General features: G+C 71.2%; 14 protein-coding genes and 1 tRNA gene. 7 read left to right on the top strand and 8 right to left on the bottom strand.

The genetic code is table 11. The features are described from left to right. The first annotated feature begins 34 nt into the window (after positions 1–34). The gene (locus MKD51_RS15645; RefSeq protein WP_240241418.1) at positions 35–961 is read left to right on the top strand and encodes a thioredoxin domain-containing protein; all 927 of its coding nucleotides are present in this window, start codon (positions 35–37) and stop codon (positions 959–961) included. Continuing rightward, positions 961–1,953, top strand: a complete 993-nt coding sequence (locus MKD51_RS15640; RefSeq protein WP_240241417.1) for a thioredoxin domain-containing protein — start codon at positions 961–963, stop codon at positions 1,951–1,953. Before MKD51_RS15645 ends, MKD51_RS15640 begins: the two co-directional genes overlap by 1 nt. Positions 1,954–2,302: 349 nt before the next feature. Here the strand turns inward: MKD51_RS15640 and MKD51_RS15635 are convergent. Then, positions 2,303–2,374, bottom strand: a tRNA-Thr gene (locus MKD51_RS15635). A gap of 46 nt (positions 2,375–2,420) precedes the next feature. Between MKD51_RS15635 and MKD51_RS15630 the strand changes: the two genes are divergently transcribed. Together MKD51_RS15630 and MKD51_RS15625 are read left to right on the top strand one after the other, a co-directional pair. Beyond that, a complete protein-coding gene (locus tag MKD51_RS15630; RefSeq protein WP_240241416.1) occupies positions 2,421–2,960 on the top strand; it encodes a GNAT family protein in 540 nt (179 codons plus the stop codon). A 9-nt stretch (positions 2,961–2,969) separates the two neighbouring features. Continuing rightward, positions 2,970–3,941 (top strand): DMT family transporter, encoded by a 972-nt coding sequence (locus MKD51_RS15625; RefSeq protein WP_240241415.1) that lies wholly within the window; start codon positions 2,970–2,972, stop codon positions 3,939–3,941. 42 nt (positions 3,942–3,983) lie between these two features. On the opposite strand, the gene msrB is transcribed toward MKD51_RS15625, so the two are convergent. Continuing rightward, the gene (msrB, locus tag MKD51_RS15620; protein ID WP_240241414.1) at positions 3,984–4,385 is read right to left on the bottom strand and encodes a peptide-methionine (R)-S-oxide reductase MsrB; all 402 of its coding nucleotides are present in this window, start codon (positions 4,383–4,385) and stop codon (positions 3,984–3,986) included. Between the two features lie 120 nt (positions 4,386–4,505). On the opposite strand from msrB, the gene MKD51_RS15615 reads away from it, so the two are divergent. The 3 genes from MKD51_RS15615 to groL all read left to right on the top strand — a co-directional run bounded on the left by MKD51_RS15615 (position 4,506) and on the right by groL (position 7,177). Next, the gene (locus MKD51_RS15615; protein ID WP_240241413.1) at positions 4,506–4,865 is read left to right on the top strand and encodes a DUF3263 domain-containing protein; all 360 of its coding nucleotides are present in this window, start codon (positions 4,506–4,508) and stop codon (positions 4,863–4,865) included. Then, positions 4,862–5,413 (top strand): LytR C-terminal domain-containing protein, encoded by a 552-nt coding sequence (locus tag MKD51_RS15610; RefSeq protein WP_240241412.1) that lies wholly within the window; start codon positions 4,862–4,864, stop codon positions 5,411–5,413. Before MKD51_RS15615 ends, MKD51_RS15610 begins: the two co-directional genes overlap by 4 nt. A gap of 144 nt (positions 5,414–5,557) precedes the next feature. After that, a complete protein-coding gene (gene groL, locus MKD51_RS15605; protein ID WP_240241411.1) occupies positions 5,558–7,177 on the top strand; it encodes a chaperonin GroEL in 1,620 nt (539 codons plus the stop codon). A 265-nt stretch (positions 7,178–7,442) separates the two neighbouring features. On the opposite strand, the gene MKD51_RS15600 is transcribed toward groL, so the two are convergent. The 6 genes from MKD51_RS15600 to MKD51_RS15575 form a co-directional block, all read right to left on the bottom strand. Beyond that, the gene (locus tag MKD51_RS15600) at positions 7,443–7,733 is read right to left on the bottom strand and encodes a WXG100 family type VII secretion target (protein ID WP_240241410.1); all 291 of its coding nucleotides are present in this window, start codon (positions 7,731–7,733) and stop codon (positions 7,443–7,445) included. A 62-nt stretch (positions 7,734–7,795) separates the two neighbouring features. Continuing rightward, positions 7,796–9,373 (bottom strand): HAMP domain-containing sensor histidine kinase, encoded by a 1,578-nt coding sequence (locus MKD51_RS15595; RefSeq protein ID WP_240241409.1) that lies wholly within the window; start codon positions 9,371–9,373, stop codon positions 7,796–7,798. Between the two features lie 33 nt (positions 9,374–9,406). Next, on the bottom strand, positions 9,407–10,102 hold the full coding sequence (locus MKD51_RS15590) for a response regulator transcription factor (protein WP_240241408.1): 696 nt from the start codon (positions 10,100–10,102) through the stop codon (positions 9,407–9,409). Between the two features lie 56 nt (positions 10,103–10,158). Beyond that, positions 10,159–11,811: a DNA repair helicase XPB gene (locus MKD51_RS15585; RefSeq protein ID WP_240241407.1), complete on the bottom strand. Its 1,653-nt coding sequence runs from the start codon at positions 11,809–11,811 to the stop codon at positions 10,159–10,161. Between the two features lie 46 nt (positions 11,812–11,857). Further along, positions 11,858–13,501, bottom strand: a complete 1,644-nt coding sequence (locus tag MKD51_RS15580) for a helicase-associated domain-containing protein (protein ID WP_240241406.1) — start codon at positions 13,499–13,501, stop codon at positions 11,858–11,860. Next, entirely contained in the window at positions 13,501–13,812 is a 312-nt protein-coding gene (locus MKD51_RS15575; protein ID WP_240241405.1) for a hypothetical protein, read from the bottom strand. Before MKD51_RS15575 ends, MKD51_RS15580 begins: the two co-directional genes overlap by 1 nt. Positions 13,813–13,875 lie beyond the last annotated feature (63 nt).

The following is a 13,875-nucleotide window of genomic DNA, read 5'->3' as shown; positions in this document are numbered from 1 at the left end:
TGCCGGTTCCCGGCCGACCCCAGGACAAGGACGCATGAGCGAGAAGCTGACGAAGAACGAGCGCCGCACGCAGGCGCGCGAGCAGGCCCGCAAGATGCAGGAGGAGCGCCGCCGCAGGGAGCGCCTCAAGAAGGGCCTCACCATCGGCGGCATCATCGTCGCGGCCGTCGCCATCGTCGCCATCGTCGCCATCGTGATCGTCAACAGCATCCGCCCCGCAGGTCCCGGCCCCGAGAACATGGCGTCGAACGGCATCGTGATCGGGCAGGACTTCGTCGCGGAGCGCACCGCGGCCACGCCCGCCGAGGGTGAGCCGACGCCGACGGAGCGGCGCGAGGACGTCGTGCAGATCGAGATCTACCAGGACTACATGTGCCCCGTGTGCGGCACGTTCGACGAGGCCAACCGCGCGACGCTCGAGCAGCTGCTCGCCTCCGGTGCCGCCACCGTCGAGGTGCACCCGATCTCCATCCTCGACCGCGCATCGCTGGGCACGAAGTACTCCACCCGCTCCGCATCCGCTGCCGCGTGCGTCGCCGAGCAGGCACCCGACCAGTTCTGGGCCTTCAACAGCGCCATGTACGACAGCCAGCCGGCTGAGAACACCTCGGGCCTGTCGAACGACGAGATCGTCGAGGTCGCCGAGGGCGCCGGGATCGACACCTCCACCGGCATCGCCGACTGCATCACCGAGGGCCGCTTCATGAGCTGGGTCGAGGACGCCACGGTGCGGGCAGGCTCGGAGCCGTTGCCCGGCACCGAGAACGTGGTCGCCGACCGCACCCCGACGGTGATCGTCAATGGCCAGCAGTACCCGGGCTCGCCCGCCGATGCCGCAGGCTTCCAGGCGTTCGTGACCGCGGCCGCCGGTCAGCAGACCGGTGAGCCGACCGAGGATCCTGCCGAGACCGACGCTCCTGAGGAGCCCGCGGAGACGCCCGCTCCCAGCGACGAGGGCTGATGCTGCGGGCCGCCCGGCCGGTCGGGGCTGCGCTGATAGCGCTCGCCCTGCTGGTCGGGTGTGCCTCGACGCCCCCGCCGCAGATCACCTCGATCGGTGAGCTGGGCGCCGCCTACCTCGAGGCCGGCGGCGAGTGCAGCGAGCTCGTGGAGCGGTACCGCGAGTCTGAGGAGCAGCCGGTGAGCGCGACCTGCGGCACCGAGACCGAGCTGATCCTCGCCGCCGATGCCGATGAGGCACAGGCCATCGCGACGCAGCTGCAGCTGCAGGAGCAGACGGTGCTCGTCTCGGGCCGCTGGGTGATGCGCGACCCGCAGCTCGAGACCATCCAGCAGGCCCTCGGCGGCCAGATCGTCACCCTCTCTGCCGCCGACGGCCCCGCCAACCTGGCTGACGTCATCGCGTTCGACGCCGACGGCGTCGTGCCTGCCGAGCCCGTGCCTGCCGGTGGCACGCCCGCAGAGCGCGAGCCCGCATCCGACATGCCCGATGTGCTCGTCGTGATCGATCCCGACTGCGAGTACTGCGACCGGCTGCTGGCCGCGAGTGGCGAGCAGCTCACCGAGCTCGCGGACAGCGGCGCGGCGCGGGTCTCCTATCTGCCGGTCTCGCTAGGCGACTCGATCGAGAGCGGCTACGCCTCGACGCTGGGCGCCAACGCGCTCGCGTGCGTCGCCGACAGCGCGCCGGATGCGTACCGGCCGTTCCAGACCGCGCTCGTCGCGCACTTGCAGGAGCATCCCTTCGAGGCGGCAGCGGTGACTGCGCTCGCCTCCGAGCACGGTGCCACCGAGGTCGGCGACTGCGTGGCCTCGGCGCAGTTCGCCTGGTCGGTGCGGCAGGCGACGGTGCGCGCGATCGATGCGCCGCTGCAGGGCGTCGAGCCGCTGCGCGGCGTGCCGACGGTGATCGTCGACGGCGTCACCTTCGCGGGCGACGTGGGTGACCCGGCCGCGCTGGCGGCCTTCGTCGCGGACCCGCAGCAGCCGTAGCCCGCGTCCTCCCACCGCCCCTCGCCCCTGACGTTTGAGTGGCGGTTCCTGTGATCGAGTGGCGCCTCCTGTGATCGAGTGGCGCCTGCCGTGATCGAGTGGCGCCTCGCGTGGCAGTGACGAGCGCCCCCTGGGCTCCGCCAGACGATCGCTGGAGGCGCCACTCGATGGCGGTTGCCGCCAATCGATGTGGGCTGGCGCCACTCGATGTAGGCAGGCGCCAATCGATGTGAGCAGGCGCCACTCGATGTGGGCTGGCGCCACTCGATGTGGGCTGCCGCCACTCGATGTGGGCTGCCGCCACTCGATGGGTGCCGGCGGCGTTCGGACGAGCGCTGTCGCCCAGCTGAGCCCCCTGTCGGGATTGAACCGACGACCTTCGCTTTACAAGAGCGGTGCTCTACCACTGAGCTAAGGAGGCGCGGCCCCGGCGCTGCCGAGGTGCCCAGCCATTCTAGGCTTGCGCGGTGAGTCCTCCCACCCAAGCCGGTCCGGCACGACTGCGACCCTGGCACCCCGAGCGCGACGCGGCCGCCGTGCTCGCCGCCTTCGACGCATCCGCCGACCTGCACCGGCAGGCGCCGCCGCTCGCCTCGCTCGCCGACGCGCAGGCCTACCTGGCCGACATCGCGGCGGACGCCCTCGCGATCGAGCTGCACGGCGAGGTGGTCGGATGCGTCATGGCAAGCGCGCGGGACGCACGGCACGGCACGGCGTGGATGTCGTACTGGCTCGCGCCGTCCGCCCGTGGCCAGGGGCTCGCGAGCCGCGCGCTCGACACGCTCTCGCGGCGCCTCCTCGCCGACGGGCTGCACCGGCTCGAGCTCGGCGCCCGCACGAACAACCCCGCCTCGATCGCGGTCGCGGAGCGCGCCGGCTACCAGCGCGAAGGCGTCGAGCGGGAGCGCCTCCGCTACGTCGACGAGCGGGGCGTCGTCGCGCGCTTCGACGTGGTGCGATTCGCGCGCCTCGCCACCGATGCGCCGCCTCGGCTCGCACCGCTCTAGGCTTGCCCGGTGAGGGATCAGACAACGAGCGCTGCCGATGTCGCAGACCACCGCAGACCACTGCTGTGGATGGCGGCGGCGATCGTGGCGGGAACGGGCCTTGCCGCGCAGAGCCGCGTCAACGGCGAGCTCGGCGCCCGCCTCGAGCACGGCATGCTCGCTGCGCTCGTCTCGTTCACGGTCGGTCTCGTGCTGCTCGGCCTGCTGCTGCTCGTCTGGCCGGGCGCCAGGGCTGGCGTGCGGCGCCTGATCGGCGTCATCCGCGATGGCTCGATGCCGTGGTGGTACGCCTCCACCGGCCTGCTCGGCGCCTTCCTGGTCGCGACGCAGGGCCTCGTGGTCGGCACCACCGGCGTCGCCCTCTACACGGTCGGCGTCGTCGCGGGCCAGACCGTCAGCGGGCTCGCCGTCGACCGTCTGGGGTTCGGCGGGCTGGCACGGAAGCCCATCACGCCGCCGCGCGTCATCGGCGCGCTGCTGGCACTCGTCGCGGTCGGCATCGCGCTCGCGGGCGCAGGCCAGCTGCAGGGCGCGTGGCTCGTCGTGCTGCCGTTCATCGCGGGGCTGCTGCAGTCGGTGCAGCAGGCGCTCGGCGGCCTCGTGCAGCGCCACTCCGGGTCGGCGATCGCGCAGACCGTCTCGAACTTCCTCGTCGGCACCGTGGCGCTCGCCCTGGTGGTCGGCGTGCAGGCACTTGCCGGCGTCACCGCGCAGCCGCTGCCCACTGAGCCGTGGCTCTACATCGGCGGCGTGCTGGGCATCATCTTCATCGCGCTCATGTCGATCGCCGTGCACCACCTGGGCGTGCTGACGATGGGTCTGGGCGTGATCTGCGGCCAGGTCGTCACGTCGCTGGTGCTCGACCTCATCGTGCCGGCCGGCCACCCCGTGACGGTGTGGTCGCTCATCGGCGCCGCGCTCACGATCGTCGCAGTCGGCGTCTCGGCCATCAGACGGCCACGGCGCCGCCCCCGCGTCTAGTGCACGCCGACCATCGCGGTCGCAGCCTCAGATCCAGCGCGCCTAGGACTCCGGCGTGAAGTTCAGCGCCAGCGAGTTCATGCAGTAGCGGTCGCCGGTGGGCGTCTGCGGTGCGTCCTCGAAGATGTGGCCCAGGTGGCTGCCGCACTTCGCGCAGCGCACCTCGGTGCGCGTCATGCCGAGCGTGGTGTCCTCGATGAGCTCGACCGCGTCCTCGCGGACGGTCTCGTAGAAGCTGGGCCAGCCGCAGCCGGCATCGAACTTCGTCTCGTCGCGGAACAGCTCGTTGCCGCATGCGCCGCACGAGTAGACGCCCAGGCGCTGCTCGTCGAGCAGCGCACCCGTCCACGGTCGCTCGGTGCCCGCTTCGCGCAGCACCGAGAAGGCTTCGGGAGAGAGGGCCTCGCGCCACTCGGCGTCGGAGCGTTCGATGCGATCAGTCATGCGCCAAGACTACGGCGGTCGGCGGTGGGTCGCACCTCGGGCGCACGCTCTGGGAGCTGCTGCGACGACACACAGGCGTCGACGCATGGAGCCCCACCGCGCCGCCGTAGGATCGTGGGCATGCCGACCGACCCTCGCCCGCGCAGGAAGGGCACCGCCGACGAGGCCGCCGCCCTCGCGTTCGCGACAGCGGAGTCGCGCGCCTCGGCACCCGAGGCGCCTGCGACGCATGGGCAGACGACGGATGCGCCGGCGCACGATCTCTCCGCAGCCCGCGAGGAGCGCATCCGCCGCGTGCTCGACTTCGAAGCGGGCTGGAGCAGCCACGGGGGTGCGAAGGCGCGCGCCATCCGCGCCGAGTTCGGCTGGACGCCGACGCGCTACTACCAGGCGCTGGACGGGCTGCTCGAGACGCAGGAGGCGGTGCGGCACGACCCGATGCTCGTGCGGCGGCTGCTGCGCCTGCGCGAGGGGCGATGAGTCGCCCGCAGCGGGTCGGCGCGCACCGCTCGACGGCCACCAGCCGCTGGCCGCGCTGGGCGATCCTGCTCGCCGGCCTCGCTGTCGCCATCGTGCTCGCGGCGATCGGCCTGTTCGCCCTCGACCTGCTGCGCCCGCGCGCGCCGGAGCCGGTCGCGACCGAGCAGGCCGAGATCGTCACGGATCCGTCGGCCATCGACCCCGCGCTCGACGCATCCGTCACGGTGCTCGATGCCTCCGGTGAGACCGGCCTCGCCGCGGGCGTCGGCCAGGCGCTCTCGGATTCGGGCTGGGATGTCGTGGCGACCGGTGGCAGCTCTGAGGCCAGCGAGACCACGGTGGTCTGGTTCGACAGCGAGGAGCTCGCACCCGTCGCACGCGGCCTCGCCGCCGCGCTGGGCGTCGGTGACGTGCAGCTCTCCGACGGCAGGCTCTCCGGCACGCCCATCACGATCGTCGTGGGGCCGGATGCGGTGGGCACGGCCCCGAGTCAGGAGCCGCGCGACGACGGCGAGCTCGAGCATGCGCCGGGCACCGAGGCTCCCTAGCCTCCGCAGCGCTCGTTCTGCCGTGGGCGAGCACGCCCGCACTGGCTTGCACTCGACCAGTGCGAGTGCCAGACTTGGCGTTGGCACTCCCTCTGGTGGAGTGCCAATTGAACGTCACTGGCGTCCAGGAGGGACGAGACTGCTATGGCAAAGATGATCGCATTCAACGAAGAGGCCCGCCGCGGGCTGGAGCGTGGCCTCAACCAGCTCGCCGACGCGGTGAAGGTGACCCTCGGGCCGCGCGGACGCAACGTCGTGCTCGAGAAGAAGTGGGGCGCCCCCACGATCACGAACGACGGTGTCTCGATCGCTAAGGAGATCGAGCTCGAGGACCCCTACGAGAAGATCGGCGCTGAGCTGGTCAAGGAGGTCGCCAAGAAGACCGACGACGTCGCCGGCGACGGCACGACGACGTCGGTCGTGCTCGCCCAGGCGCTGGTCCGCGAAGGCCTGCGCAACGTCGCAGCCGGTGCAGACCCGATCAGCCTGAAGCGCGGCATCGACAAGGCTGCCGCTGCGGTCTCGGCCCAGCTGCTCAAGAACGCCAAGGAGGTCGAGACCAAGGAGGAGATCGCCGCCACGGCTTCGATCTCGGCTGCTGACCCGGAGATCGGCGCGCTCATCGCCGAGGCCATCGACAAGGTCGGCAAGGAGGGCGTCGTCACCGTCGAGGAGTCGCAGACCTTCGGCACCGAGCTCGAGCTCACCGAGGGCATGCGCTTCGACAAGGGCTTCCTGTCGCAGTACTTCGTCACGGACCCCGAGCGCCAGGAGACGGTCTTCGAAGACCCGTACATCCTGATCGCCAACTCCAAGATCTCGAACATCAAGGATCTGCTCCCGATCGTCGACAAGGTGATCCAGGCGGGCAAGCCGCTCGTCATCATCGCCGAGGACGTGGACGGGGAGGCACTCGCGACGCTCGTTGTCAACCGCCTCAAGGGCATCTTCAAGTCGGTCGCCGTCAAGGCTCCCGGCTTCGGAGACCGCCGCAAGGCGATGCTCGCCGACATGGCGATCCTCACGGGCGGCCAGGTGATCTCCGAGGAGGTCGGTCTCAAGCTCGAGAACGCGACGCTCGACATGCTCGGCCGTGCGCGCAAGGTCGTCATCACCAAGGACGAGACCACGATCGTTGAGGGTGTCGGCGAGGCCGAGGCGATCGCCGGCCGCGTGCGCCAGATCCGCCAGGAGATCGACAACACCGACAGCGACTACGACCGTGAGAAGCTCCAGGAGCGCCTCGCGAAGCTCGCCGGTGGCGTCGCCGTCATCAAGGCGGGTGCCGCGACCGAGGTCGAGCTCAAGGAGCGCAAGCACCGCATCGAGGACGCCGTTCGCAACGCGAAGGCTGCCGTCGAGGAGGGCATCGTCGCCGGTGGTGGCGTTGCGCTCATCCAGGCAGCGAAGAACGCGTTCGACGAGCTCGAGCTCACGGGCGACGAGGTCACGGGCGCGAACATCGTCCGCGTGGCAGTCGACGCTCCGCTCAAGCAGATCGCGCTGAACGCCGGTCTCGAGCCGGGCGTGGTTGCCGAGAAGGTGCGCAACCTGCCCGTCGGTCACGGCCTCAACGCCGCAACGGGCGAGTACGTCGACATGCTCGCCGCTGGCATCTCGGACCCGGTGAAGGTGACGCGCTCGGCGCTCGCCAACGCCGCATCGATCGCCGGCCTCTTCCTCACCACCGAGGCCGTCATCGCTGAGAAGCCCGAGAAGCAGTCGGCGATGCCGGCAGACCCCACGGGTGGCATGGACTTCTGAGTCGGCAGGCCGCAAGTCCGCGGAGCGGACTTGCGGCCGGACGACTCAGGGTCGAGGAGCGTACGGCCCATCGGGCCGTACGCGTCACGAGACCGAGGAGTTCACCAAGACGAAGGGCCCCAGCAGCAATGCTGGGGCCCTTCGCTGTGCCTTGGTCTCGTGACGCGAGCGGCCTCCGGCCGCGCGCTCCTCGACCAGCGGGGAGCCGCCGTGCGTGGTCTCGATACGCCGCCTGCGGCGGCTACTCGACCAGCGGGCGGCGGGCCTACGCCGCGAACATGCGCAGGTTGCCCTGCTCGACCTCGTCGTACTGGCGGCCCGCGTGCGCGAGCGCCTCGTTGATGCCCGCGAGCGACTCCTCGACCCGCAGCTGGGTGGCGCGCCAGTCCTGCACGACGCCCTGGAAGGCGATGGAGGCCTGCCCGCTCCACGAGTCCTGCAGCGCCTGCAGCTGGCTGTGCATGGCCGTGACCTCTGACTGCAGCCGGCCGGCGGTGCCTCGCACCGCGATGTGGGCGCCGTGGATGGCCTCGGCGTCGACGACGTACTTGCTCATGATCCCCTCACTCCTGCGCGGCGCATCCGCGCTCGAAGCCAGAAGGTAGGGGAGTCGCGCGCTCAGCTGCGGCTGCGAGCGCGCGCCTGTGGATCGCTGCCGGTCGTGGTCATGAACGACTCGGGTCGCAACCGCTCGCTGAGCGCCATGACGGCCGCCTCGTCGGCGAGCGGGATGGCGAAGCGGAACGTCGCGCCGCCGCCGGGCGTGTCGACGACATCGAGCCTGCCGGAGTGGGCGCGCACGACGCCGCGGACGATCGCGAGCCCCAGTCCCGTGCCGCCGGTGTCGCGAGCGCGCGAGGTATCCGCGCGGAAGAAGCGCTGGAAGACCTGCTCGCGCAGCTCCACGGGAATGCCGTCGCCGTGATCGACCACCAGCACGACGGCCTCGTGCCGGCGGGTCGAGACGCCGATGCCGAGCTCGATGGGGGTGCCCTCCGGCGTGTAGCGCGTGGCATTGCCGATCAGGTTCGAGAGCAGCTGTCGCAGCGCGTGGTCGTCGCCCAGCACCACCGCCGGCGGTGTGAGCGGCGGCGGCGTGAACACGGCCGACGACGGCGCCGGATCCTCCGCGCCGTCGGGGGGACCCAGCGCATCCGCATCGATCGCCACGACCGTCACCCGGCGGTCGGGCGTGCCCACGCGCGTGTCGCTCGCGGCGTCGTTGACGATCGGCACGAGGTCGAGCGGCTGCAGGTCGAGCGGTCGGCGCTCGTCGAGGCGCGCGAGCTGCAGCAGATCCTCGACCAGCCGCGCCATGCGCTTCGCCTCGCCTTCGATGCGCTCCATCGCGTTCTTGACATCGGCCGGGTCGGAGATCGCGCCCATCCGGTAGAGCTCCGCATAGCCGCGCACCGCGACCAGCGGCGTGCGCAGCTCATGGCTGGCGTCGCCGACGAACTGTCGCATCTGCGACACGGAGGCGTCGCGCTGCTCGATCGCAGCCTCGATGCGGTCGAGCATGGTGTTGAGCGAGAGCTGCAGCGAGCCGACCTCGGTGCGCGGATGCTCGCCCGTCAGTCGGGTGTCGTAGTCGCCGTCGGCGAAGCGCTGGGCCTCTGCGGCGGTCTTGCGCAGCCCCCGCAGGGTCGAGACCGCGAGGATGCGCGTAAGGGCAGCGCCGAGCACCACGGCGAGCATCGAGAAGCCCGCGAAGACGAGCGTGAAGGTGGTCGTGGTCGACTCGCTCGAGCTCATGTCGACGGCGACGATCGAGACCAGCAGCTCGCCAGTGCTCGAGACCGTGCTGGGCGCGACGAGCGTGCGCCAGCGCGTCTGCTCGTCGATCGAGACGAGCGTGAACGCGCCGTCCTGCTCGGCGACCGTGCCGAGCGTCACGCCCGAGACGTCGGGGTTCGTGGGACCGGGCAGCTTGTTGTCGCACAGCACCTGGCCCGCGGCATCGGCGACGCCCAGGTAATAGGTGTTGGGCATGCGCTGCGCGAGATCGCACTGCTCAGGGGAGTCCGAGCGCGTGATCTCCTGGCTCGTGAACGCCCGCATCGCCTGGTCGAGCTCGCGGTCGGCCTCCGCCTGCTGCGCGTCGCGGATGATCGACAGCGTGCCGATGCCGGCGAGCGCGAGCCCGAACGTCATCACGATGACGATCAGCGAGGTGATCCGCCCGGCCAGCGACATGCGGCCGAGCAGACGTGTCAGCGACGCACGCACCTACGCCTTCGGCGACTTCAGCATGTAGCCGAATCCGCGCTTGGTCACGATCATGGGCTCGCTGACCCGGTCGTCGATCTTGCGGCGCAGGTAGGAGATGTAGGACTCCACGATGCCGACGTCGCCGTTGAAGTCGTACTCCCAGACGTGGTCGAGGATCTGCGCCTTCGACAGCACGCGGTTGGCATTGAGCATCAGGTAGCGCAGCAGCTTGAACTCGGTGGGGGAGAGCTCGATCTCCTCGCCGGCGACGGAGACCTCGTGGGTGTCTTGGTTCATCGCCAGCTCGCCGACGTGGATGGTGGCGTCGTCGGTCTCTGCCATCGTGCGGCGCAGGATCGCCTTGATGCGGGCGATGATCTCGTCGAGCGAGAAGGGCTTCGTGACGTAGTCGTCGCCGCCGACGGTGAGGCCGGTGATCTTGTCCTCGGTGTCGTCCTTCGCCGTGAGGAACAGGATGGGGGAGGTGAATCCGGATGCGCGCAGGCGCTTGGTCACGCCGAAGCCGTTGATGTCGGGGAGCATGACGTCGAGGAGGATGAGGTCGGGCTCGTCCTCGAGGACGGCGGAGATCGCGGCGGCTCCGGCGGCGACAGCGCGCACGTCGAAGCCGGCGAAGCGGAGGCTGGTGGACAGCAGGTCGCGGATGTGCGGCTCGTCGTCGACGACGAGGATCTTGGCGCTGGGCTCGGTCATGTGTTCAGTCTCTGATCGTTCGCTGAACGGTTCCTGAGAGTCCCCGCTGAGCCGGTTCAGGCGTTTGCATGATCGACGACGCCGATCTCGTGCTCATCGAGGATCGTGTACGCGTAGCCCTGCTCCGCGAGGAAGCGCTGCCGCCCGAGCGCGAACTCCTGGTCGACGGTGTCGCGCGCCACGATCGTGTAGAAGCTCGCGGTGCGGCCGCCCTTGGGTCGCAGCAGGCGACCGAGGCGCTGGGCCTCCTCCTGCCGTGATCCGAACGAGCCCGACACCTGCACCGCCAGGGACGCATCCGGGAGGTCGACCGAGAAGTTCGCCACCTTCGAGACGACCAGCACGCGCTCCTTGCCGTCGCGGAAGGCCTGGAAGAGCACCTCGCGCTCGGAGACCGGCGTCTCGCCGTTGATGAGCGGGGCGTCGAGCGCAGCGGAGAGCTCGTCGAGCTGGTCGAGGTACTGCCCGATCACGAGCGTCGGCTCCTCGGGGTGCTGCGCGAGCACGCGCTTGACGGTGTCGATCTTGCGCGGGCTCGATGCGGCGATGCGGTAGCGATCGCGGTCGCTCGAGGCGGCGTACTCGAGCCGCTCGTCCTCGTCGAGATCGATGCGCACCTCGAAGCATTCGGCGGGCGCGATGAAGCCCTGCTCCTCGATCTCCTTCCAGGGAGCATCGAAGCGCTTGGGGCCGATGAGGCTGAAGACATCCGACTCGCGGCCGTCCTCGCGCACGAGCGTCGCGGTGAGGCCGAGGCGCCTGCGTGCCTGCAGGTCGGCGGAGAGCTTGAACACCGGTGCGGGCAGCAGGTGCACCTCGTCGTAGACGATGAGGCCCCAGTCGAGCGCGTCGAGCACGCCGAGGTGCGCGTACTCGCCGCCGCGCTTGACCGTGAGGATCTGGTAGGTCGCGATCGTGACCGGCTTGATCTCCTTGGACTGGCCGGAGTACTCGCCGATCTGATCCTCGGTGAGGCTCGTGCGGGCCAGCAGCTCTGAGCGCCACTGCCGTGCGGAGACGGTGTTCGTGACCAGGATGAGCGTGGTGGTGTCGGTGGCGGCCATGGCCGCGGCGCCGACGATCGTCTTGCCTGCGCCGCAGGGGAGGACGACGACACCCGAGCCGGCGTCGGAGAAGTGCGTGACCGCATCCGACTGGTAGGGCCGCATGTGCCAGCCGTCCTCGACCAGGTCGATCTCCAGCGGGGTGCCCGGGGTGTAGCCGGCGAGATCCTCGGCCGGCCAGCCGAGCTTCACGAGCTCCTGCTTGAGCTCGCCGCGCGCCCAGTCGACCACGCGGATGCCGCCGTCGACGGGCCCGCCGAGCAGCGGCTGGATCTTCTTCGAGCGCCGCACCTCCTCGAGCACGGGACGGTCGTCGCTGCGCAGCAGCAGGCCCTCGTCGTCGCGCTCGATCACGAGGCGGCCGTAGCGGCCGATGGTCTCGCGGATGTCGAGCGCCACTCCTGGCGGGACCGGGAACTTGGCGTGCGTCTCGAGCGTGCCGACGATCTCGTCGGCCGTGTGGCCGGCGGCGCGTGCGTTCCAGAGGCCGAGGCGCGTGACGCGATAGGTGTGGATGTGCTCCGGCGCTCGCTCGAGCTCTGCGAAGACCTGGAGGGCCTGTCTGGCTGCGGTCGCATCGGGGTGCGCGACCTCGAGCAGCACAGTCCTGTCGGACTGCACGATGAGCGGGCCTGGGAGTGACATAGCGTTCGAGTCTACTCGCCCTGCCGAGCAGACGGGCGGCGGTCGACTAGGTCGCGACGCCCAGGCCCGCGACCTTCGTGATGGCACTCAGCGGCAGCGTGCGCTCCACGTCGCGGTTCGCGTCGCGGGCGCGCAGGCGGCCGTTCGCGACCGCGAGCGGCACGAGCTCGATGTCGACCGGGTCGGTCGCCGTGGTGACGGTGAGGCGCACGGGCATGCGCTCGCGGATGGCGCCCTGCAGCTGCCGCTCGAGCCAGGCGCGCTCGTGCTCGCCGACCTCGAAGCCCGCGTCGCGCAGCCGGTCGACGAGCCGGTGGCGCTCGTGGACGGGGCGGGGCGCGCGATCCGGGGTGCGGCGCACGAGCTCGCCATGCTCGTCCTCGAGCACCGCGGGGTAGCGCTCCTCGATCAGCGCCTCGAGGGCCTCCTCGGCGCTGGTGCGGAAGGTGACGCGGTGCGGGTCGGTCTGCAGCGGGCCGGTGCCGACGAGCGCGCGGTCGACGGCGATGGTGCGGATGAGCTGCTCGTCGGCGCTGCGCGCCTGCGAGCGGGCGCCGCCTTCGGCCACCGGGTCGACGGCGCGCACGCGCAGCGAGCCGAACTTCGCAGCGGTGTCGCGCACGAGATAGGCGACCGGCTGCGGCAGACCGGTGAGCGAGACCTCCCTGAGGAAGGCCAGCACCTCATCCGCCTGCACGCCGTCCGCCAGGCCGGCGGCGACCGACTGCGCCGTGATGCGCCAGTGCGAGGCGATGCCTGCGCGCTCGATGCGGGCGATGCGACGCAGCCGCGACTCGACGTCGGCCTCGAGCGGGCCGGGCGCGACCGCAGAGAGGTCGGGCTGGAGATAGACGGATGCGGTGGCGGGCGGCACGTGGGCGGCAAGCGCCGCGCGCGCCGCGTCCGGTCGCTCGCGCAGGTCGACGGCGAGCGTCGTGGCGGTGGCGCGGTCGGCGAGGCCGAGGCGCTCCGCCTGGCGGTGCTGGCGCTCGCGCACCGCGAGCACCGCGGCGTCGGCGAGCGGGAACTGCGCGCGGGGCTCACCCGCCACGGCGGCCGCGTCGGGGGTGGCGTCGAGCCAGGCGGTGGCGATCGTCAGCCATCGATCGGGCACGGAGGATGCGAGCCAGGCGTCGGCGTCGACCGTGGCGCGCAGGCGGCCGTCACGGCGGGCGATGAGGCCGGCGAGCACCGCGGGCTCGAGCCGCTCCTCGAGCTGGGCGGGGTCGCCGTCGACCGCGGCGGCGAGCTCGCGCCCGGTGGCGGCCGGCAGCTGCGAGCGGCTGCGGAGCACGATCGGCGTGTCGGCGACCCGGTGCACGAGCTCTGAGACCTTGATGGTCTCGTCGATCGCTGACTGCGGCGCGGTGGCGCTCTCGATCGGCACCAGCGCGGCGGCGGCGGGAACGGCAGCAGCCGCAGCGAGCGCACGCACCGCGGGCAGTGCCGCGCCGTCGATGCCGAGCAGCAGGCCGTCGAGCCTGGGCGTGGAGGTGCCCTCGCCGAGCGCGACCAGCTCGGCGGCCGACCGCCACCGGAGTGCCTGCGCGATGGACGCATCCGTCACCAGGTGCTCGGCCAGATCGAACGTGGAGCCGAGCTGGGTGGGCGCCTGCCGCTCGACCACGAGCAGGTCGAGCGCGTCGTCCGACATGGCCTGGATGCGGGCGGCGAGCGCGACGACGTCCATCAGTTCCTGCGCGCCTTGCCGCGAGCGCCCATGATGACGAGCACCACGACGCAGACGATCATGATGGGCAGCGCCACCAGCGGCAGCCAGTAGGCGTACTGCCAGGCGATGCCGGCGAAGAAGGCGTTGCCGTCACGGAAGGCGACGTGCGCGAGCGTGGCGGCGAAGCCGACGACGGCGATGCCGCCGAAGACCACGACCAGCATCGCGAGGATGCGCTCGACGGCGTCGCGGCCCGAGCTGCGCTCGGGAGTGGTCGTGGACGGGCGCTTTCTGGGGCGCTGCGTCGGGTTGCTGCTCGCCTTCGGCATCCGGCCAGGATATCGCGGCTCGGGGGCTCGCCGGACCCCACTACCCTGGTGCGAGCGGCAGGT

Origin of the sequence: Agrococcus sp. ARC_14 (genome assembly GCF_022436485.1) — a bacterium.
In the GTDB taxonomy this organism is placed as follows: Bacteria; Actinomycetota; Actinomycetes; order Actinomycetales; family Microbacteriaceae; genus Agrococcus.
The sequence above is the reverse complement of the archived record's forward strand: the minus strand, read 5'-3'. Positions and strand labels throughout refer to the sequence as shown.

What these genes read in the sequence shown, in the direction of transcription:
- MKD51_RS15645 (WP_240241418.1), top strand. Translation starts at nt 35, where the DNA reads ATGAGCGAGAAGCTGACGAAGAACGAGCGCCGCACGCAGGCGCGCGAG.
- MKD51_RS15640 (WP_240241417.1), top strand. Translation starts at nt 961, where the DNA reads ATGCTGCGGGCCGCCCGGCCGGTCGGGGCTGCGCTGATAGCGCTCGCC.
- msrB (WP_240241414.1), bottom strand. Translation starts at nt 4,385, where the DNA reads ATGACTGATCGCATCGAACGCTCCGACGCCGAGTGGCGCGAGGCCCTC.
- MKD51_RS15615 (WP_240241413.1), top strand. Translation starts at nt 4,506, where the DNA reads ATGCCGACCGACCCTCGCCCGCGCAGGAAGGGCACCGCCGACGAGGCC.
- MKD51_RS15610 (WP_240241412.1), top strand. Translation starts at nt 4,862, where the DNA reads ATGAGTCGCCCGCAGCGGGTCGGCGCGCACCGCTCGACGGCCACCAGC.
- groL (WP_240241411.1), top strand. Translation starts at nt 5,558, where the DNA reads ATGGCAAAGATGATCGCATTCAACGAAGAGGCCCGCCGCGGGCTGGAG.
- MKD51_RS15600 (WP_240241410.1), bottom strand. Translation starts at nt 7,733, where the DNA reads ATGAGCAAGTACGTCGTCGACGCCGAGGCCATCCACGGCGCCCACATC.
- MKD51_RS15595 (WP_240241409.1), bottom strand. Translation starts at nt 9,373, where the DNA reads ATGTCGCTGGCCGGGCGGATCACCTCGCTGATCGTCATCGTGATGACG.
- MKD51_RS15590 (WP_240241408.1), bottom strand. Translation starts at nt 10,102, where the DNA reads ATGACCGAGCCCAGCGCCAAGATCCTCGTCGTCGACGACGAGCCGCAC.
- MKD51_RS15585 (WP_240241407.1), bottom strand. Translation starts at nt 11,811, where the DNA reads ATGTCACTCCCAGGCCCGCTCATCGTGCAGTCCGACAGGACTGTGCTG.
- MKD51_RS15580 (WP_240241406.1), bottom strand. Translation starts at nt 13,501, where the DNA reads ATGGACGTCGTCGCGCTCGCCGCCCGCATCCAGGCCATGTCGGACGAC.
- MKD51_RS15575 (WP_240241405.1), bottom strand. Translation starts at nt 13,812, where the DNA reads ATGCCGAAGGCGAGCAGCAACCCGACGCAGCGCCCCAGAAAGCGCCCG.